11 protein-coding genes are annotated in these 20,339 nt (G+C 64.7%); 5 read left to right on the forward strand and 6 right to left on the reverse strand.

Annotated elements, in window-relative coordinates; genetic code table 11:
• Positions 1 to 5: 5 nt before the first annotated feature.
• Both accA and WIR04_RS05460 read left to right on the forward strand, forming a co-directional pair.
• The gene (gene accA / locus WIR04_RS05455) at positions 6 to 956 is read left to right on the forward strand and encodes an acetyl-CoA carboxylase carboxyl transferase subunit alpha (protein ID WP_025327902.1); all 951 of its coding nucleotides are present in this window, start codon (positions 6 to 8) and stop codon (positions 954 to 956) included.
• A gap of 373 nt (positions 957 to 1,329) precedes the next feature.
• Complete coding sequence (locus WIR04_RS05460; RefSeq protein ID WP_025327901.1) at positions 1,330 to 1,647, forward strand: BON domain-containing protein; 318 nt, start codon at positions 1,330 to 1,332, stop codon at positions 1,645 to 1,647.
• 205 nt (positions 1,648 to 1,852) lie between these two features.
• Here WIR04_RS05460 and WIR04_RS05465 read toward each other — a convergent pair whose 3' ends face one another.
• Complete coding sequence (locus tag WIR04_RS05465) at positions 1,853 to 2,185, reverse strand: hypothetical protein (RefSeq protein WP_307764117.1); 333 nt, start codon at positions 2,183 to 2,185, stop codon at positions 1,853 to 1,855.
• A gap of 384 nt (positions 2,186 to 2,569) precedes the next feature.
• On the opposite strand from WIR04_RS05465, the gene WIR04_RS05470 reads away from it, so the two are divergent.
• Positions 2,570 to 3,295: a Crp/Fnr family transcriptional regulator gene (locus WIR04_RS05470; RefSeq protein ID WP_338891085.1), complete on the forward strand. Its 726-nt coding sequence runs from the start codon at positions 2,570 to 2,572 to the stop codon at positions 3,293 to 3,295.
• Between the two features lie 54 nt (positions 3,296 to 3,349).
• Here WIR04_RS05470 and WIR04_RS05475 read toward each other — a convergent pair whose 3' ends face one another.
• The 3 genes from WIR04_RS05475 to WIR04_RS05485 all read right to left on the reverse strand — a co-directional run bounded on the left by WIR04_RS05475 (position 3,350) and on the right by WIR04_RS05485 (position 14,641).
• Positions 3,350 to 11,857: a GH36-type glycosyl hydrolase domain-containing protein gene (locus WIR04_RS05475; protein WP_338891086.1), complete on the reverse strand. Its 8,508-nt coding sequence runs from the start codon at positions 11,855 to 11,857 to the stop codon at positions 3,350 to 3,352.
• A gap of 343 nt (positions 11,858 to 12,200) precedes the next feature.
• The gene (locus WIR04_RS05480) at positions 12,201 to 13,631 is read right to left on the reverse strand and encodes an MATE family efflux transporter (RefSeq protein WP_338891087.1); all 1,431 of its coding nucleotides are present in this window, start codon (positions 13,629 to 13,631) and stop codon (positions 12,201 to 12,203) included.
• Positions 13,632 to 13,732: 101 nt separating this feature from the next.
• Positions 13,733 to 14,641 (reverse strand): LysR family transcriptional regulator, encoded by a 909-nt coding sequence (locus tag WIR04_RS05485; RefSeq protein WP_338891089.1) that lies wholly within the window; start codon positions 14,639 to 14,641, stop codon positions 13,733 to 13,735.
• Between the two features lie 496 nt (positions 14,642 to 15,137).
• Here WIR04_RS05485 and WIR04_RS05490 point away from each other — a divergent pair, with 496 nt between their 5' ends.
• Together WIR04_RS05490 and yjeH are read left to right on the forward strand one after the other, a co-directional pair.
• Positions 15,138 to 16,430 (forward strand): HAAAP family serine/threonine permease, encoded by a 1,293-nt coding sequence (locus WIR04_RS05490; RefSeq protein WP_338891091.1) that lies wholly within the window; start codon positions 15,138 to 15,140, stop codon positions 16,428 to 16,430.
• 135 nt (positions 16,431 to 16,565) lie between these two features.
• Positions 16,566 to 17,846: an L-methionine/branched-chain amino acid transporter gene (yjeH, locus tag WIR04_RS05495; protein WP_338891093.1), complete on the forward strand. Its 1,281-nt coding sequence runs from the start codon at positions 16,566 to 16,568 to the stop codon at positions 17,844 to 17,846.
• 59 nt (positions 17,847 to 17,905) lie between these two features.
• On the opposite strand, the gene WIR04_RS05500 is transcribed toward yjeH, so the two are convergent.
• Positions 17,906 to 18,442 carry a GNAT family N-acetyltransferase gene (locus WIR04_RS05500; RefSeq protein WP_338891095.1) on the reverse strand — a complete coding sequence of 179 codons (537 nt, stop codon included), beginning with the start codon at positions 18,440 to 18,442 and terminating at the stop codon, positions 17,906 to 17,908.
• An 83-nt stretch (positions 18,443 to 18,525) separates the two neighbouring features.
• Positions 18,526 to 20,259 (reverse strand): ABC-F family ATP-binding cassette domain-containing protein, encoded by a 1,734-nt coding sequence (locus tag WIR04_RS05505; RefSeq protein WP_338891097.1) that lies wholly within the window; start codon positions 20,257 to 20,259, stop codon positions 18,526 to 18,528.
• Between the last annotated feature and the right edge of the window lie 80 nt (positions 20,260 to 20,339).

Here is a 20,339-nt window from a genome sequence, read left to right on the forward strand (position 1 = left end):
TCCCTATGAGTCTTTTTCTGGATTTTGAACAGCCGATCGCCGAATTGCAGGCTCAGATCGATGAACTTCGCCATGTGAGCGAGCACAACAGTGCCGTGGATCTCAGCGAAGATATCCGTCGGCTGGAGAAGAAAAACGAAGAGCTGACCAAGAAGATCTTCGGCGATCTGGGTGCCTGGCAGGTGTCCCAGATGGCGCGTCATCCCCAGCGCCCCTACACCCTCGACTACATCGAGCAGATCTTCACCGACTTCGACGAGCTGGCCGGTGATCGCGCCTACGCCGATGACAAGGCCATCGTCGGCGGCATCGCCCGCCTGGACGGCGAGCCTGTGATGGTGATTGGTCAGCAGAAGGGTCGCGAGACCAAGGAGAAGATCCGTCGCAACTTCGGCATGCCGCGCCCGGAAGGGTACCGCAAGGCCCTGCGCCTGATGCAGATGGCCGAACGCTTCAAGATGCCGATCATCACCTTCATCGACACCCCGGGCGCCTACCCCGGCGTGGGTGCCGAGGAGCGTGGCCAGTCCGAGGCCATCGCCCGCAACCTGAAAGTCATGGCCGGTCTGACCGTGCCGGTAGTCTGCACCGTGATAGGTGAAGGCGGCTCCGGCGGCGCCCTCGCCATCGGCGTGGGCGATCGGGTCAACATGCTGCAGTACTCCACCTACTCCGTCATCTCGCCGGAAGGCTGCGCCTCCATACTGTGGAAGAGCGCCGACAAGGCTCCGGTGGCTGCCGATGCCATGGGCATCACGGCCCAGCGTCTGAAGGAGCTCAAACTCATCGACAGCATTGTCGAAGAGCCCCTCGGCGGCGCCCACCGCAACGTGGAGCTGATGGCCCAGCGCCTGAAGGATCGCATCAAGCAAGATCTGGCAGCCTTGCGCCCGCTGGACAGCGACCAGTTGCTGGAGCAGCGCTACCAGCGCCTGCTGGGTTACGGCTACTGCTGATGCCCGGCCTTGTGCCCTGATGAGTGCCGGAAGGCCCCTGCTGATGCGGGGGCCTTCTTTTTTGGGCTGAACCTTGGGGCCCTGCCGGCGGGGCGCCTCATCGCCCTTGATGGTGCATGCCATGGAATGGGTTGCGTTCGGTTGGACAAGCAGGGGAGAGAGTGCGTTTTCGACGGCTTTGTTCGCCAGCGTACAGACCGGGAGGGAGAAGGGGAATAGCCTGGGTATCAGGTATACAGGTTGCCGCCGATATTCCATTCATTCAGCCTGCATCAACGATGACAGCTCTGTGGTGTGAGAGGCAGGGCGCCATGGTTGGCAATCATCCAGATATTGCCAGCGTCATGTTCACTCGAAATGGAGTCAGCTCGTTATGAAAAAACCTAACAGCTTTACCAAGACATTCGTTGCCGCCCTGTTGTTGTCAGCCGTCACAGTGGGTTGTGCTTCAACGGCCAGCAAGGAAGGAACGGGAGAATATATCGATGATTCCGTGGTCACCACCAAGGTGATTTCTGCGATATTTTCCGACCCCGAACTTAAATCGGCAGAAATCAATGTGGAAACCTTCAAAGGGGTGGTGCAATTGAGTGGTTTTGTCAGCTCCAAGGCGAGTATCGACAGAGCCAGCAGGGTGGCCAGCGGGGTCAATGGAGTCACATCAGTCAAAAATGACCTGCGTCTGAAATAATGACCTGACTCAACCCTTGAACAATGAAATATAAGGGGTGGATATAGCCACCCCTTATTCACATAGATCCCCAGAGAAATCCCTTCTGTCGTCTTTCCGATAGGGCCATCGACATCCTTGCCGGTCTATGCTGGATCTTCTTTTGCCAGGTTGACATGCATGACGAAATGGCCCCGAGGTCCATGATGGGCCTCGGGGCTTTTCGCTAGAAAATGGCTATCAACAACCAGCTTGCGATAAAGCCGATGGCGATCGCTATGCCGATGCTGCCCATGGGATTGACCTTGATTTTCCCCCTAAGATCCTTGAGGTAGGTGACTCTGGCCTCCTTCATGTCATTGCCTTTCTCGCTCAGGACGGTGGCGGTTGAATTGACCGCCTTGGCCATTTTGTCGACCGCCTCGTGGGTGTTCTCCGTCATGTGTTTCACGGTGGGATGAACGCTGTGAGCGGCATGGTCTGCCTCTCTCTTCTCCCCCGCAGGGATAACAACGCCTTCATCTTTCGTGACTGAGGCGCTTTTTTCAGCTGGGCTCATGATATTTCTCCGTATCCGATGTGTGTCAGGGGGGCTACCTTCGGGCATGGATAGGTGGCTGAGGTGACAGTCCCATTGAGTCGTAATCCCGATAAATGACCGTGCTTCCCTGGTCTATGCAGTGGCACCCGAACAAGCATGCCGCCCACTGCGTCTGTCGATGTCAGAACGACATCAATATGCGTCATCCAGATTGCGGTGTCGGTACGTTAGGACACATAGACAGGGATTGGAGTATTTAAATGGACGGGCATATTGTCGCTCGGTGACCGAGATAGGTTTATCCCTGATGGCGGCGATTGTTTCGTCCCTGTCGCTTTTTCGCTCTATTATCTTTAACGCTGTATGGAATTTTCGTGTGAGTCGCCACCTGGAGAGAAAGATATGCCCGAGCATCATCCGCGGCTGAACCATTTGCTGGCGGCCCTGCCTCCCGAGGTCTACACGCGTCTGCTGCCGCACCTCGAATATATAGAATTACCCCTTGGCAAGGTGTTATATGAATCTGGCGATGCCCTGCGCCATGTCTATTTCCCCGTCGACAGCATCGTCTCCCTGCTCTATGTGATGAAAGACGGCGCTTCGGCGGAGATCTCCGTGGTGGGCAACGAGGGGCTGATCGGGGTGGCCCTGTTCATGGGGGGTGAGAGCACCACCAGCCGAGCCCTGGTGCAGAGTGCAGGCCACGCCTACCGCCTGAAAGGGCAGTTGCTGAAAAGCGAATTCAATCTGCACGGCGACATGCTGCACCTGGTGCTGCGCTACACCCAGGCGCTCTTGACCCAGATGGCGCAGACGGCGGTGTGCAATCGTCACCACTCCATCGATCAGCAACTCTGCCGCTGGCTGCTGCTCTCCCTCGACAGGCTCTCCGGTGACAAGCTCTCCATGACCCAGGAGCTGATCGCCAACATGCTGGGGGTCAGGCGGGAGGGGGTCACGGATGCGGCGAGCAAGCTGCAAAAGCTGGGGGTGATAGAGTACCGCCGTGGCCACATCACGGTGCTGGACAGGCCCAAGCTGGAGCAGCTCAGCTGCGAATGCTATGCGGTGGTCAAGGCCGAGACGGACCGGCTGTTGCCCTATCTGCCCATAGTCCCCAAACCCTGAACACACCCCATACCCGGACTCCGATAGCCTCCCCTGACGGCCATGGGGTGGCCGTCAGCGCGCCAGCGTGATCTCGAGCCTGTGCTGCCCCTCCTGAAGAGGGATGCGCAGTGGCAGGGGGGCGGGCGCCAGGAGCACGCCATCGAGTCGAACGCTTCCCCCTTGCTGCCCTGATGGGGGCTCGGCATTCACCTCTATCCTGTAGTGACAGTTCTCCAGGGTGATAGCCACGCTGAACCCGGGCCAGTGGCTGGGCAGTCTGGGGGTGATGAGCAGAGCCTGCCCCTCACGTGTTATGCCCAGTATGCCGTCGAGCCCTGCCTGATACATCCAGCCCGCCGCCCCCGTGTACCAGGTCCAGCCACCCCGGCCCTGATGGGGGGCGACCGAGTAGATATCCGCCGCCATCACATAGGGCTCCACCTTGTAGCGCGCCATGGCCGAGCCATTCAGGGCGTGGTTGATGGGGTTGAGCAGGGCAAATTGCCGGCAGGCCTTGTCCGTCTCCCCCAGGCGGGCAAAGGCCAGGACGGCCCAGACGGCGGCATGGGTATATTGCCCCCCGTTCTCGCGAAGCCCCGGGGGATAGCCGCGAATGTAGCCGGGGTCCTGGGTCAGGGTGTCGAATGGGGGGCTGAACAGCAGGGAGAGGCTCTCCTCGTAGCGCACCAGATGGTGCTCCAGGGAGTGCATGGCCATCCTGGCCCGGGCCGGGTCGGCGGCGCCGGAGAGGACGGCCCAGGATTGGGCGATGGCGTCTATCTGGCATTCCGGGCTCTCTCTCGCTCCCAGCCAGGTACCGTCGTCGAAGGTGGCCCGGCGATACCAGGCGCCATCCCAGGCATGCTGCTCCAGGGCTGCCTCGACCCGCTCGGCGTGAGCCAGCCAGCGTTCGGCGCGGCTGTCGTGACGGGCCCGGGCCAGGGGGGCGAACAGGCTGATGGTGCGCAGCAGCAACCAGCCCAGCCAGACACTCTCTCCCTTGCCGCCACTGCCGACCCGGTTCATGCCATCGTTCCAGTCCCCCGACCCCATGAGCGGCAGCCCCAGGCTGCCGGTGAGCGCCATGGCCTGATCCAGGCCGCGGGCACAGTGCTCATAGAGGGAGGCGACCTCCTCGCTGACCTGGGGCAGGAAGAAGGCATCCTGCTGATCCGGTCCAAGGGAGGGGCCCTCCAGGAAGGGGATCTGCTCCTCGAGAACAGCGTCATTGGCGCTGCTGCGCACATAGGTGGCCGTGGCGAGTGCCAGCCAGACCCTGTCATCCGAGATCCGGGTGCGCACCCCTTGACCGGAGTGGGGCAACCACCAGTGCTGCATGTCCCCTTCCACGAACTGGCGAGCCGCCGCCCGCAGCAGGTGTTGCCGGGTATCCCGGGGCGCGGCGAACCCCAGGGCCATGCCGTCTTGCAGCTGATCGCGAAAACCATAGGCCCCTCCCGCCTGATAGAAGGCGGAGCGGGCCCAGAGCCGGCAGGCCAGGGTCTGGTAGAGCAGCCAGCCGTTGAGCATGATGTCCATGGCCAGATCGGGGGTCTTGACCTGTACGGCGCCAAGCAGCCCCTGCCATTGGGCTTCGACCTTCGCCAGTACCTCATCGAGATCCTGGCGATAGCGCAGTATGAGGGCAGAGGCCTGCTCGTCCGACTCCCCCTGACCGAGCAGCACCAGGATCTCCAGCCGCTGGCCCGGCGCCAGATCAACGTGAGTCTGCAGCGCCGAGCAAGGGTCTATGCCGGCCCCGGTTCTGCCGGACAGGGGCCGGCCGCCCTGCAGCGCCGCCGGGGCGGCGAGCTGGCCCTGGTATCCCAAGAACTCGCTGCGATCGCCGGTCCAGCTGGTCTGGCTGCCACCGAGGTCGAGGAAGGCCACCCGCTCGGGGAAGGCGGCGTTCCAGGGATTGCGGGCCAGCATGGCCCCGGTCTGCTCGTCCATCCTGGTGGTGATGAAGGGGGCGCTGGCAGAGCGGGAGGCCCCCAGCACCCACTCCGCATAGCAGGTGATGCAGAGCCGGCGGGCGTTGCCGGTCAGGTTGTGCAGCGTCAGGCGAGAGATCTTGACGGCATCCGCCACCGGCACGTATTGCAGCAGCTCGCTGTGGATGCCGTGGGCCTGGTGCTCGAAGCGGCTGTAACCAAAGCCATGGCGGGCGACATACTGGCCCCCGTCGCGGATGGGCTGGGCTGTGGGGCTCCAGAGCGCCAGGCTGTCCTCGTCGCGAATGTAGATGGCCTCGCCGGTGGGGTCCGTCACAGGGTCATTGGACCAGGGGGTCAGCTGGTTCTCCTTGCTGTTGCCGGCCCAGGTGTAGCCACTGCCGAGGGCGGAGGCCTGGAAGCCAAAGCCGGGATTGGCGATCACATTGATCCAGGGGGCAGGCGTGGTCTGCTCGCCGCTGAGCAGGGTGACGTATTCGCGCCCCTCCCTGGCAAAGCCCCCCAGGCCATTGAAAAACGCCAGCTCGCGGTAATGGGGGGGCTTGATGGGCGCCTGGCCATGGCCCTTGGCGGGGGCGACCAGGGAGGGCCGCTGTGGCGGCTCCTTGAGGCGGGCGAGCTGCTCTTGCAGGGTGCCGCGGCGTGCTATCAGCACGACCCGCGCCGCGGCGTACAGCAGCTCGCACAGCTCGCCGCTCATCAGGTCGCGACGCACCGTGTAGACGGAGCCCTGGGCCAGCTCGGCATGGAAGCGCGGCCGGGACTGGCTGCTGCGCACTGCGGTGTCTATGCCGTTTTGCAGATCCTGCACATAGGTGGAGACGTGCTCGTTCATGATCACCAGATCCACGGCCAGCCGCTTCATCCGCAAGTATTCGTGGGCCAGCAGCAGCTCATACACCTGGGCCAGATCCTCCACATCGTCGATGCGCAGCAGCATGATGGGCAGATCTCCCGAGATGGACTGTTGCCAGAGGGCCGATTGCCGCGTCAGGCCACGGGCTATGGTGGCCGAGGCGGCGCGGAACCGGGTATCCCCATAGAGCAGGGGGGCGGCCAGCCGCTGGAAATTGGCCCCGTCGGAGGGCTGGATGTTGAGATGGTGCAACTGCACCTGGGCCTGGGTCCAGGCCAGCGTCTTGGCCCGCTGGAAGGCGTGGCGGTTGTGGTGCTGGTCGATGAGATCGAGCAGCGCCGGCCGAGAGGGGGCCACCAGGGTCCAGAAGGCGACATGGGTACTGCTGCCAGGCAGTACGTGGACCCGCTGGCGCAGGGCGAAGATGGGGTCGAGCACTGTGCCCGTGGTGTTGGAGAGGGGGACATGTCGCTGCAAGGCGTGGGCGGTGGCCAGGGTGCGCCCCTGGCCGATGAAGCGGGCACGATCGGATTCATATTGCAGGGTCCCGGCCAGATGGTCCTCGACGATGATGAAATGGGCGGCCCACACCTCCTCCTCCTCGGGGGATCTGGGCCGCCGGGTGGCGATCAGGGCCCCCAGCTCGGCCAGGTATTCGGTGACCACAAAGAGCTTGCTGAAGGCCGGGTGGGCGCGATCCGCCTCCGGTGTGGTCAGCACCAGCTCGGCATAGGAGGTGAGCTCGATATGACGAAGGCGGCGACCGCGGTTGCTCAGGGAGATGCGCCTCACTTCCCCGTCCGCCTCACCGGAGACCAGCACCTCCAGGGTGGTGGTCAGGCGATCGTGATGATGAACGAACTGGGCGCGATCCTCGGCGAAAACCACCTCTCCCTTCGGATCCGAGTTGCCAAGGGGATGAGCGCAGGGGGACCAGGTCTCACCGCTCTGGACATCATGGAGGAAGAGGAAGGAGCCCCAGTGGTCGCGGGTGGCGTCCTCCTGCCAGCGGGTGATGGCGATGTGGCGCCAGCGGCTGTAACCGGCCCCGGCCCCGGTCAGCATGACGCAGTAGCGGCCATTGGAGAGCAGGTGGGTGACAGGGGCCCCCAGGCTGGCCGAGGAGAGGCGGCGCACCGAACTCACCTCGAAGCCGCTCTGGGTGAGGGAGGCCTTGATCTCGGCGGCGTGGGGCCGAACGATGGCCATGTCCTGGGGGATCCGCTCCTGCAGCAGCAGATCGCAGGCCTGCACCATGGGGTCTTCATGGAAACGGTCGCGCATCTGCCCCCCGTGAAGGGCGTTGGCGAGGGCCACTATGGTCATCCCCTGGTGGTGGGCCATGAAGCTCTGCACTATGGCAACCTGCTGGCTGTCGGGCAGGCGTGAGGGGGTAAAGTCGAGGGCCTCGTAGAAGCCGTAACGGCCGCGGCCTCCCATGGCCGCCAGCCGCTGGAAGTTTGCCAGAGCCGCCCCCGGGTTGATCATGGCGGCCAGCCCGGTGGCGTAGGGGGCGACCACCCTGTCCTCGGCCAGCCCGCGCTTGAGGGCGAGCTGGGGGATGCCGAAATTGGAGTACTGGTAGGTGAACTCCATGTCCCTGGCGTTGTAGGCGGACTCCGAGATGCCCCATGGGATGCCGAGGGCGTGGCCGTAGCGGATCTGGGCGTCGACGATCAGCCGGCTGGTCTGCTCAAGCTGCGAGCCGACCGGGGCCCGCATCACCAGGGCGGGCATCAGGTACTCGAACATGGAGCCGGACCAGGAGATGAGGGCGGCCCCTGTGCCCAGGGGGGTGGCCGCCCGTCCCAGCCTGAACCAGTGGCTGGTGACGACATCCCCCTTGGCGATGGCAAACAGGCTGGCCAGCCTCGCCTCCGAGGCGAGCAGATCGTAACAGCTGCCGTCGAGCCGGTTGTCGGAGAGGGAGTAGCCGATGGAGAGCAGGCGGCGCTCCTGATTGAGCAGAAACCCGAAGTCCATCCCCATGGCGAGGGCACGGGCCTGGGCTGCCAGGGCGTGCAGCCGTCGCTGGCGCATCTCGGGGGCGGCAGCCTGATCCTGCAGATGTTCGGCCACCACCCGCTTGAGGGCCTCCAGCCAGAAGAGGAGCTCCTCCCCCTCCCGTTGACAGGCCTGCAGATCGAGCTGGTGCGCCGTGTTGCTGGCTTGCACCGTCAGCCGGGCGAGCACCGGTAACTGGTGGGTTGCCGACAGGGGGCGGGCGAGCTGGCCACGGATCTCCTTGAGGCTGGCGCCGAGCGCCTGCACCTGGCCGCTCTCCTTCATGGCGTAGGCCTGCAGAGCCTGCTCCGCCAGCAGGCAGGTATCCAGAATGCCGCTGCAAATGGCGCCGTCCCCTTCCTGTTGCTGCCAGCGCTCGCAGCCGGTGGCGATCACCAGCAGGTGGCCGGCGAGGTTGCCGCTGTCCACCGAAGAGACGTAGGCCGGCTCCAGGGTGAGCAGACTGCGGGTGTCGTACCAGTTGAAGAAGTGACCCTTGAAGCGGGGCAGACGCTGCATCACGGCCAGGGTGGTTTCCAGCCGCTTGAGGGTGGCGCAGCGCCCGGCCCAGCCAAAATCATTGGCCGCCATGGCGGAGAGCAGGTAGAGCCCCATGTTGGTGGGGGAGGTGCGATGGGCGATGACCTCCTGCGGACTCTCCTGCACGTTGTCCGGTGGCAGCTGGTTGTCCAGATCGGTGACCAGGGTCTCGAAATAGCGCCACGTCTGGCGGGCAACCAGGCGCAGCTCGGCGGCCTGGGCGGGAGTACAGCTCATCTGCCTGGTGAGGTCGGGGGGGCGGCTGGTCCAGTAGGCCACCAGCGGGGCCAGCAGCCAGAGCAGGCTGATCGGCAGCACCAGGGGCCAGGCGGAGGGGGCGCTCAGCAGGCTGAGGCCGCTGACCCCCATGGCCAGCAGCACCCCGGCCGTCATCAGCCGATAAAACCCGGTCCAGGCCAGGCGCGGTGAACCCGAACTCTGGGCCGAGGTGGTCCATTCCAGCAGGTGGCGATGGGAGAGGAAGAGGCGAAACAGGGTGCGCACTATGGCATCCGTCATGCGCCAGGCCTGATCGACCAGAAACACCAGGCTGAGCAGGGCCTGCATGAAGGCCCGCTGCAGCCGCTGGCCGACCATCCCCAGGTAGTGGCGCCACAGGATGTCCCGCTTGCGGGGGATCAGGGTGAAGAGCAGCGGCAGGAAGAGGGGCAGGGCCAGGGCTGCGAACAGCAGGAGGCTGGCGATTGTTGCTGTGCCCAGCGGCAGTTGCCAGCCGGCCAGCAGCGCCAGCAAGGTGCTTGGCGCCAGCAGGGAGCGGCAGAGGTTGTCAAACATCTTCCAGCGCCCGATGAGCGGCAGGGCATCCTGCCCGCGGCTGCGCCGGCAGATCCAGGCGAGCAGCTGCCAGTCCCCTCGGGTCCAGCGGTGCTGGCGCTTGGCACTGACGTCATAGCGGGAGGGAAACTCCTCGACGACCTCGATATCCGAGGCGAGCCCCGCCCGGGCGAAGATCCCCTCGAACAGGTCATGGCTCAGGTGGCTGTTGTCCGGCACGCGCCCCGCCAGGGCGGCGGTGAAGGCATCCACGTCATAGATGCCCTTGCCGGTGAAGGATCCCTCCCCGAACAGATCCTGATAGAGGTCGGAGACGGTGGCGGCATAGGGATCCATGCCCCCGGGCCCCGAGTAGAGCCGCTGATAGTAGGAGCCGTCCTGACCCAGCGGCAAGGAGGGGGTGACCCGGGGTTGCAGTATGCCGTAGCCATGGGTGACACGCTGGCGCCCGGCGTCGAGGTGGGGGTGATTGAGGGGGTGGGCCATCTTGCCAATGAGCCGGCTGGCGGCATCCCTTGGCAGGCGGGTATCCGCGTCCAGGGTGATGACATAGCGCACCCCCTGGGGGATGGCGGGGGGCTGGCCGTCCGTCGCCATGAAGCTGGTATCCGCCGCGCCGCGCAGCAAGCGGTTCAGCTCGTAGAGCTTGCCCCGCTTGCGCTCCCACCCCATCCAGCACCCCTCGCCCGGGTTGAACCTGCGGTGGCGATGGAGCAGCCAGAAGCGATCCCCCGAGGGGCCAGGGCCATATTTTTCGTTGAGCCGGGCAATGGCCTGGCGTGCCGCCGCCAGCAGGGCCTCATCCCCCGGCAGCCGCTCTTGCTGCGCATCCAAGCCGTCGCTGAGCAGGGCAAAGCTGATATCGCCGCTGACCCCGGAGAGATGATGCACCTCCAGCTGCTCGATCTGTGCCAGCAGTTCGGATGGCGACACCAGCAGGGTCGGCATGACCACCAGGGTGCGCAACGAGGGCGGGATGCCGTGGGTGAGATCCATGGCGGGGAGGGGGCTGGGAACCAGGTGCGCGCTGATGAGGTAGTTGACCAGGGCGGCGGCCACGGCATGGGCCGGCAGGAGTGCAAACAGGAAGAAGAGCCCCATCCAGGGTGACCAGGGCTCGCCCGCAGAGACCAGCAGAGAGTGGCTCAGGGCCAGCAGAAAGAGGGTCAGCAAGGTGATGATGCCGATGTAACCCCGGATGCCGAGCCTGGCGTAAAAGCGGTGCAGGCGAAGGCGCAGGGGAGGGCGAAATCCGAGCTCGGCCTCGAGGGCGGGTCGCCCCTCTGCGATCAGGTGATAGCCGGGCTCCGCTGCTCTTCGCCGGATCTCGTCCTGCTCCTCCTCTGGGGGGCGCCGGGTCGCGGCCAGGACCCTGGCCGTGACCGCCAGCTCGTCGTGGTCGGAGTAGCGAGCCAACTCTTCTATGGCCTGGCGGTAGAGGTTGCGGGTAGGGAAGTCCATCTCGGCAAAGGGGCTCTCTGCGCGCAGTTGATGGTCCACCAGGCTCATCCCCTCGACGAGCTCACTCCAGTCCATGCCGGAGATGAGCCGCATGCTGGTGATGACGTTGCGAATGGTGACATTGGAGGCACCCTGGCGCTGCTGGGCATGCTGCACCACCTCCTCCACCGACAGGCCTTGCCGGGTGAGGCGCTCCTCCAGCCAGCCGAGGGCCGGTGTGGTGTTGGGATCCTGATCCCGCAGCTGCTTGACTAGTTGGGCGGCAAACAGCTCCGAGAGCGGGCCGCTCGCCCGGGAGGCGATGTCTTCGTTGAGCGCCGAGACGGCGCAGCCCTCCACGAGCAGCCGGGTGCAGAGGGCATCGGCATCGGCTCTGATCTGCTGGGCCAGGGTGATCTGCTCCACCAGGCGGCGCAGGTTTTCAATGAGCACGATCCTGAGGGTGATGGGCACGGCCCACAGCTCCCCTATGGTCAGGGGCTGCACGCGCTGATAGGCGAGGATGAAGCGGCTCAGGATCTCGGCGTCGAAGTGGCTGTCGTTGTGGGCGATGAAGGCCCAGGCGATGCCAAAGACTCTGGGGTAGCCGGCGAAGGGGCCGGCGGCGAGCTTGGGCAGCTGACGGTAGTAACCGCCGGGCAGGCTGCTGCGGATCTCGTAGAGCTGGGCCTCGACCAGGTGATAGTTGTCGAGGAACCACTCGGCCGCGTGGGTCAGATCATGACCCAGCTCGAGCTCGGCGGCGCTGCTCCGGTAGGCGCGAGAGAGGACGGCCTCGTTGGCCTTGAGCCGCAGGTGCAGGGAGGGGACAGAGATGGGGGTCGCCGTCACCGGCTGCGCCTCCGCCAGGGTGGAGGCATGGAGCTCCAGCCGCTCTATGCCGAACAGCTCTTCACGAATGGGCTCCTTGCTCTGCCAGGGGCCGATGGCGCTATGCACGCCAAGCCATCCGGCTAACCACTCATTCATGGGCCCTCTCCTGCTCGTTCAGGGCGGGGGCAGAGCCGTCACTGCATGGCCGTTGGGACATGGGCAATCCTCGCTGGCAAGGGGTGACGGGGCTGCTGTCATCGGCATGCCGGATGAAGTGAAAACCCCGCCGCCCTGGTCAGAGGCAAGGGAGGGAGGCTGGCTGTCGCCGTGCCGGGGCTATGGGCCCCGGGCCGGCAACCGCGATGGGTCGCCGCGCCCCCGGCCTGACAAACGCAGGGGAAGGGGGCTGGCAACACTGAGACTATGGGGCAGGGGAAGGGGGCTGTCTGTTCGTTAACGTACATAAGGTGAGGGGCAGTTCACCGCCTCGCCTCAGTCGTCAGCCGAGATCGGTCGAGGCGAACCGCTCCCCCGTCGCCAGCGCCCGGCTGGCCAGGGCGGGGCTGTGCTGGTGGTGGCGGGCCTTGCCCTGCGCGAGGCGACGCCACTCCCGCCACAACAGCCAGCAGAGCGGCGGTGTCAGCAGCAGCACGGTCGCGGGCTGGGCCAGCAGCACGCCGTCGCGGCCCCACCAGAGCGGCAGCAGGAAGATGAGGGGCAGCAGCAGCGCCGTCTTGGCGGCCGAGATGACCAGGGCCTGGCGGGTGCGCGCCATGGATTGCAGCAGCACTATGCCGAACATGATGATCCCCTCCAGGGGTATGGCGGCGAGGTTGAGGGTCAGGCTGCTGACGGCGGCGGCCAGCAGCTCGGCATCCTGATCCCCGGTGTAGAGCATGGCGACCTGGCGCGGCAGCAGCTGGATCAGCAGCCAGACTCCCATGCCATAGGCCAGCGTGATCTTGAGCCCCATGGCCATCAGGAATCTGAGATCCCGCTGGCGCCCGGCCCCGGTGGCCTGGCTGATCAGCGGCTGGATGCCGAAGGCCAGCCCCTGCAGGATCACGATGAACACCGCCTCTGTGTAACCCGCCACCGTGAAGCCCGCCAGATCCTTGACCGAGCCGTGCACCATCAGCTGGCTGTTGTGCAGCAGCAGCAGCAGCCCCAGGTTGAACTGGGCGATCAGGCTCGGCAGCCCGGTGAACAGCAGCTTGGGCATGGCCGGTAAGCTGGGCACCAGCTGGCGCCAGTCAAGGCGCAGCCTGGCATGGGAGGTGAAGAAATAGCCAAGGCCAAGCAGGCTGACCACCCCTTCCGAGATGAGGGTGGCCTGGGCCGTGCCCACCAGTCCCAGCCCCAGGCGGCCGACCATGATGTAGTTGAGCAGTATGTTGAGCAGGGCGCCGCCGCTCACCAGCACCATGGCGAGGCGGGGGCGACCGTCGTTGCGCAGCAGATAGGGCACCGCCAGGTTGCTGGCCAGCAGCAGGGTGCCGCCTCCTATCCAGCCAAGGTAGTCGCTGGCCTGTTGCCAGGTCTCGGTATCCGGTGCTATGCCCAGGGCCAGCAGGATGTCGATGTGCCAGTGGTGCAACAGCAGCGGAGCCAGGGCCCCCAGCAGCCCCAGCAGCCAGAATGCATTGACCAGGGCCTGGCGGGCCAGGGCGAGGTTTCTGGCCCCCTGCTGGAGGGAGATGGCGGTCGCCGCCCCCATGGCGACCATGGCGGCGAGGCCGATCAGCACCATGATGACCGGGTAGACCAGGTTGATCCCGGCGAGACCGGCGGCCCCCACATAGTGGCCGACGAAGATGCCATCCACCAGGTAATAGGCGCCGGAGACCAGCATGGCCATGATGGAGGGGAGGGCATAGCCCCAGAAACGGCGGGTCATGGCCCGCTGACGGCGAATGAAATAGGCTGACATATCTGTGCTTCTGCCGGGTCGGGGATCGAAGCCACAGTGTAGATTCTTAGCTTTCTATTGATAATCCGGTGTTTATTTGATGCATTGATGAGTATTGCTCATCAGTCTCGCGGGCTATGGTGGGCCTTCAACATGTCTATCAGGGCCCGCAGGCCATGGCCCAGCTGGTGGCGGCTGGGATAGAAGAGATTGAAGCCGGCAAAGGTGGGGCTCCAGTCGGCCAGCACAGTCACCAGCCGACCCGCCGCCAGGGCCTCGCTCACCTCCTCCTCGTAGCAGTAGGCCAGCCCCAGGCCCGCCTCGGCCGCCCCCAGATAGAGGGCGGGAGTGCTGGTGGTCAGCGGCCCGCTCACCTCTATCTCCAGCAGCTCGCCGTCGGCGGCAAAGGCCCAGCGATAGTGGTGATGGGGGGTGAGGCGATAGCCGATGCAGTCGTGCTGGCTGAGCTCGGAGGGGTGCAGGGGGATGCCACGCCTTGCCAGGTAGTCGGGGGAGCCCACCACCAGATAGCGCTGCAGCGGACCCAGGGGCACGGCTATCATCTCCTGGGGCAGCAGATCGCCGTAGAAGAGGGCGGCGTCATAGCCATCCTCGATGAGACGGGGCATCAGCTCCTGCTCCACCACCTCCACCTGCATGCGCGGATAGCGCACCAGGTAGTCGATCAGCACCGGGGCCAGCACCTCCTGGATGGCGGCCCTGGGCGCACAGATCTTCAGCCTGCCGACCGGCTCATCCCCATGACGCCTCAACTCCTCCAGTGCCTCCTTCAGCTGACCCAGGGTCGGCAGCAGCTGCGTCAGCAATCGCTCCCCCGCATCGGTCGGCACCACGGCTCTGGTACTGCGATTGAGCAGCCTGACTCCCAGACGACTCTCCAGCCCCTTGAGGGAGTGGCTCAGGGCCGAGGCCGAGACCCCGAGCTCGAGGGCGGCCCTGCTGAAACTGCGGTGGCGGGCGACGGCGGCAAATACCGCCAGTTCGGCAAGATCGGTGCGGGTGATGGTCATGTTCAGCAAGGGGCAGTGGGGGAAAACCAAGGGTACGCCAAGGGCGGACGGGAGACAATCGGCACGCTGTCGCGGGGATTGTAACTGTCTTGTTGCTTTTTTCAGGGGGCTGAAAATCACCACCTATTTTTAATTTGTTAAAAAATTTTCGCAACACGGGGCCTGTAATGTGATCTTGCTCGTTTGAAAGGCGACTGAAGTCAAACTTTGGTTGATTAATTCAAAAAAACGCTGTGATTAATAGGGCCTTTTAACTAGAGTCAGCTCATCGGATGAGGTGCCTGTTGCCAAAATGTTAATTGGTCGCGAGCGACACCTTCAGCATCACGATCTCATGCCTTCGTTTGTTGCAATTTGGTTGTCACATGGAGTGATGGCCGGATCGCCGGGGCCTGAGAATAAAAAAGGACGAACAGCAGGTGTTCCAGGGAGAGGAACCGGGCCCATGCCCACTGACTAGTAAGAATCCACCTTCCTTGATGACAGGAACATCCCTATGTCTGACATGAATATTGCAGTTGAAGGCAGCTTGAGCAAAGCCTCCTCCCGTGGCATCAACAAGGCCGACCTGGTCTGGATGCTGGGCCTGTACGGTACCGCCATCGGTGCCGGTGTCCTCTTCCTGCCGATCAACGCCGGTGTCGGTGGTCTCTGGCCGCTGGTGGCCATGCTGGTCCTGGCCCTGCCGCTGACCTTCTTCGCACACCGCGGCCTGACCCGCTTCGTGCTGTCCGGCTCCACCCGTGATGGCGACATCACCGAGGTCGTGGAAGAACACTTCGGCAAGACCGCAGGCAAGTTCATCACCCTGCTCTACTTCTTCGCCATCTACCCGATCCTGTTGATGTACTCGGTCGCCATCACCAACACCGTCGAGAGCCTGATGGTGCACCAGCTGGGCATGACCGCACCTCCCCGTGCCATACTGTCGCTGGTACTGATCCTGGGCCTGATGGCGATCGTTCGCCTCGGCGGCCAGGTCATCGTCAAGGCGATGAGCGTGCTGGTGTTCCCGTTCGTGATCACCCTGATGGGCCTGGCGCTCTACCTGATCCCGCACTGGAATGGTGCCATCATCACCGAAGCCCCGGCCCTGTCCGACGCCTTCAACGGTGACTTCATCAAGACCCTGTGGCTGGCCATCCCGGTGATGGTGTTCTCCTTCAACCACTCCCCGATCATCTCCTCCTTCGCGGTGGACAACAAAGGCCGCTACGGCGAGAACGCCGAGAAGAAGTGCAGCAACATACTGCTGGGCGCCCACGTCATGATGGTCATGACCGTCATGTTCTTCGTGTTCAGCTGCGTACTGAGCCTCTCCCCGGCCGACCTGGCTGCCGCCAAGGAACAGAACATCTCCATCCTGTCCTACCTGGCCAACCACTTCGACAACCCGGTGATCGCCACCGTGGCGCCGCTGATCGCCCTGGTCGCCATCAGCAAATCCTTCCTGGGTCACTACCTGGGTGCACAAGAAGGCATGAACGGCCTGATGGCCAAGGCACTGCGCGAGAAGGGCAAGAAGGTCGAGATCAAGCAGCTGAACAAGGTGACCGCTCTCTTCATGATCCTGACCACCTGGGCCATCGCCACCATCAACCCGAGCATCCTCGGCATGATCGAAGACCTGGGCGGCCCCATCATCGCCATGCTGCTGTTCCTGATGCCGATGTACGCCATCGCCAAGATCCCGGCCATGCGCAAATACGCTGGCAACATCAGCAACGGCTTCGTGACCCTGATTGGCCTGATCGCCATGTCCGGCATCATCTACAAGCTGATTGCCTGATAATTCCGGTTACGCCGTTGAATGAAGAAGCCGCCTCCCAAGAGGCGGCTTTTTTATTTGCGGCGCAGAGTGCTTAACAAAGCCGTGGCAGCGGCCTAACATGGCGGGATGTTTTTCTAGACAGGACAAAAGGATATGTCTGGGTTGAAAAAGGATCTCGGGCTCTGGCAGGGGATGGGGCTGCTCGCCACCTCATTGCTCGGCACCGGGATCTTCGTGGTGCCGGCGACAGCGGCCTCGCTGGCGGGAGGGGCGTCGCTGTGGGCCTGGGTGCTGCTCATCGTACTGGTACTGCCCATCGCCTTCACCTTTGCCCGCCTCGGTCGCCGCTACCCCCATGCGGGCGGGGCGCCGCACCTCATCGGGCTCGCCTTTGGCAACGGCGCCGAGCGCTTCTCCGCCTTCCTGTTTCTGGCGGTGCTGCCGGTGGGGTTGCCTGCCGCCCTCACCATCGCCGCCGGTTTCTGGCACGCCCTGTTCGACATGGGGGAGTGGACCCTGTGGGCCATCCAGCTGCTGACCTTGCTCGGGGTCTTCCTGCTCGGCTTGAGGGGGGCGCGCTCCTCCGGCAACCTGCAACTGCTCATCGCCCTGGCCATATTGGGGCTGACCCTGCTCATCTGGTTCAAGGGGGATCTCGGCTGGCGTGATGGGGCCCAGCCGCTGCCGACGGCCGCCGAGTGGCCCGCCATGGGCACGGCGCTGGCGGTGATGTTCTGGTGCTTCGTCGGGCTGGAAGCCTTCGCCCACATGGGGGAGGAGTTCAAGCGACCGGAGCGGGACTATCCCCTGGCCCTGCTCGGCGGCGTCTTGCTGGCGGGGCTCATCTACTGGGTGCACTCCCTGGTGGTGCTGAAATACGGTCTCTATGGGGATGAGGCGACCAATGCCACCGCCATCCCGGCCCTGCTCTCCCTGCTGTTCGGCCCCACCGCCAAGTGGCTGGTGGCGGTGCTCGGCTACCTCTCCTGCTTTGCCAGCATCAACATCTATCTGCAAGGGTTTGCGCGCCTTATCTGGAGCATGGCGCGGGAGGGCAAGCTGCCCGCCTCCCTCTCCCGCCTCTCGGCCCGGGGTGCGCCCCTCAATGCCCTGTGCTGGGTGCTCGCCATCTGCCTGGTCTCCATCACCCTGATCCTCTGGCTCAAGCTGCCGCTCGATGAGCTCATCCGCTATGCCAACGGCAACTTCGTGCTGGTCTATCTGCTCTGTATGGCGGCGGGCTGGCGCCTGCTCGGCGGCATGGGCAAGGGGCTGGCGGGGGTGAGCGTCTTGCTCTGCGCGGCCGTGCTGGTGGCGCTCGCCTCCCAGGTGCTCTATGCGGTGGTGCTGAGCCTGGGGTATGGCTGCTTCTCCCTGTGGCGGCGCAGGCGCCGCCGCTCGGCATCAGACGAGCGAGTCTGCGCCATCAAGTAGCCACCCAAAAAAAGCCCCGCAGTGCGGGGCTTTTTGCTGGCTATCAGATGTGGTGGTGCTTAAAGGTCTGGCAGGTCGCTGCGCAGCAGGGCGTAGTGGTGAAGGGAGATGAAGCCATCCCCTTTCCACTCGCACTCCCGCGCCGTGCCTTCGTAGCGAAAGCCGGCTCGCTCCAGCAGGCGGGTGGAGGGACGGTTTGGTTCCTCCACCACCGCCAGCAGCCGGTGCAGCGCTGTGGTGCGGTAAGTGAGCGGGAGCCACTGCCGCAGCGCCGCGCTCATTACCCCCTTGCCCCAGTGTTCGGGGTAGAGCCAGTAGCCGATCTCGGCCCCTTTGTGCTGCGGGTCGGCATCGTTGTAGCCGATGGCTCCCAGCGGCTCTTTGGTGCGCGTATTGAGAATGAGGTGCCAGGCACCTCGGCCCGTGCGGGTCAGCTCGGCGTACCACTCCATCTGGGCCTGGCACGCCGTCAGGCTGTCGTAGCTGGTGCCGTAGTAGGCGATGACTCGCGGATCCGACAGGCCACGATAGATGTGGGGCAGGTCGGCATAGGTGACGGGATCCAGCCTGATCTCCGGTGGTGAAGTTGACGTCATGGTGGCTCCTTGCGGCCAGCCGTGGCTGGCCGCTTGTGTTGAGTCAAACAGGGGGGGATGGCCAAGGCGGTTCATGGCTGTGCTCATGATTCGACAAGCCCGAGCAAGCCGGCAAGCCTTGCCAGCTCATGGCGCCACTCCTGCTGTAGCCGCGGGGTCTGATGCCTGGGCTTGCGGGCGAGATCGGCGCTCAGCAGGGCATCGAGCTCATACCAGCGGGCCAGCAGTGCCTCTTCGTCATCCTCAGTGCTGGCAGCGGCCTGGCGAGCGTCGTGCCCGGATGGTCCGCCAGCTACCGGCCTCTGCTGGTGGTCGATCAGCTCGGCATAGGCCCGCTCGGCACTGTGGGCCTCCTGGATGCGTCCATCCCTGATCAGCCAGAAGCGGTTACAGCTGCGTTCGATCAGATCCCGATCGTGGGAGACCAGCAAGACGCCCCCGGGGAAGGCGTTCAAGGCCTCGGCCAGCTCCTCCTTGCCCGCCAGATCCAGGTGGTTGGTGGGTTCATCGAGCCAGAGCAGATGGTGGCTCGCCAGGGAGAGGGCGAGAAACAGCAGCCTGGCCCGCTCTCCCCCGCTCAAGGCGTGCACCCGCTGGCCATGACGGGAGTAGGGGAAGCCAGCGCGGATCAGGGCCTGGCGCAGTGTCACCTCCGGCAAGGGCGCCAGGGGATAGAGGGCGTCGCTCAGGGTGGCGTCCCCGTCCAGCTGCTGCAGGGACTGATCGTAGTAGGCGATGCTGGCGCCGGGGTGGCGATACCAGCCCTCACCCGGCCCTTGATCGCAGACCTCGCGCCAGCACTGGCGCAGCAGGGAGGACTTGCCGGTGCCGTTGGCGCCGAGCAGGGCGACCCTGTCGCCGGCCCGCAACCAGAGATCCTCGGCCCGCAGCAGGGGTGGCAAGCCGGGGGCGGGGCGCACCTCCAGGGCTTCCAGTCGCAGCAGGGCATCGGCGGGCAGCGCCTGCCCGTGCAGCTCGAGGCGCCAGGGGGCGGGTGCTGCGACCTGGCTCTGCTCCTCCTGCAGGCGGGTGATGCGTTTTTCCATGGACTTGGCCTGGCGCACCAGCTTCTCGTTGTCATGCTCCCGCCCCCAGATGGCGAGGCGCTTGCTGCTGGCACTCAGGCGATCTATCTCCTTCTGCTCGTCGGCCCGGCGCAGGCGTGCCTGCTCGTCCTCCTCCGCCAGCGCCACCCTGGCCTGACTGCAGGGCAGGGCGAAGCGATGGAGTCGTCCATCCCGCAGGATCAGGGTCTCGCTGGTCACCCGATCGAGCAGGCGGGCATCGTGGGAGACCAGCACCAGGGCGCCCCGCCAGCCCAGGAGGAACTGCTCCAGCCAGAGCAGGGCGGGCAGGTCCAGGTGGTTGCTGGGTTCATCGAGCAGCAGCAGGTTGGGCTGGCGCAGCAGGGCGCGGCCTATCTGCAACCGGCTGTGCTGGCCGCCGCTCAGGGCGCTGACGGGGAGCTCGGCCTGCTCTTCGAGCTGCAGCTCGGCCAGCATCTTGTCCACCTGCCAGTCGGCGGCGGGGTCACCCCCCAGGGCATCCTGCAGCACGGCGCGGGTGTTGAGCCCTTGCAGCCTTGGGGGCAGGTGCTGGGCCACGAACTCGCAGCGGCAGGGGGCAGCCTGCTCCACCCGTCCGTCATGGGGTTGCAGCTCACCGGCCAGCAGGGCGAGCAGTGTGCTCTTGCCGCAGCCATTGGCGCCAATCAGGCCCAGGCGATCGCCGCTCTGGATACCGAGATTGATGTGGTCAAACAAGGGGAGGTGTCCCGCAGTCATCTGCAGGGAGTGGGTACTCATCAGTGTCGTCATGCTCTTGCTCTCTTAAATGGCGGGATCGGAAATCCCTGTCATCAGGAGCGCTGGCGACAACGGTCGAGAAAGGTCTCGGT

This window comes from Aeromonas rivipollensis (assembly GCF_037811135.1).
Lineage (GTDB): Bacteria > Pseudomonadota > Gammaproteobacteria > Enterobacterales > Aeromonadaceae > Aeromonas > Aeromonas rivipollensis.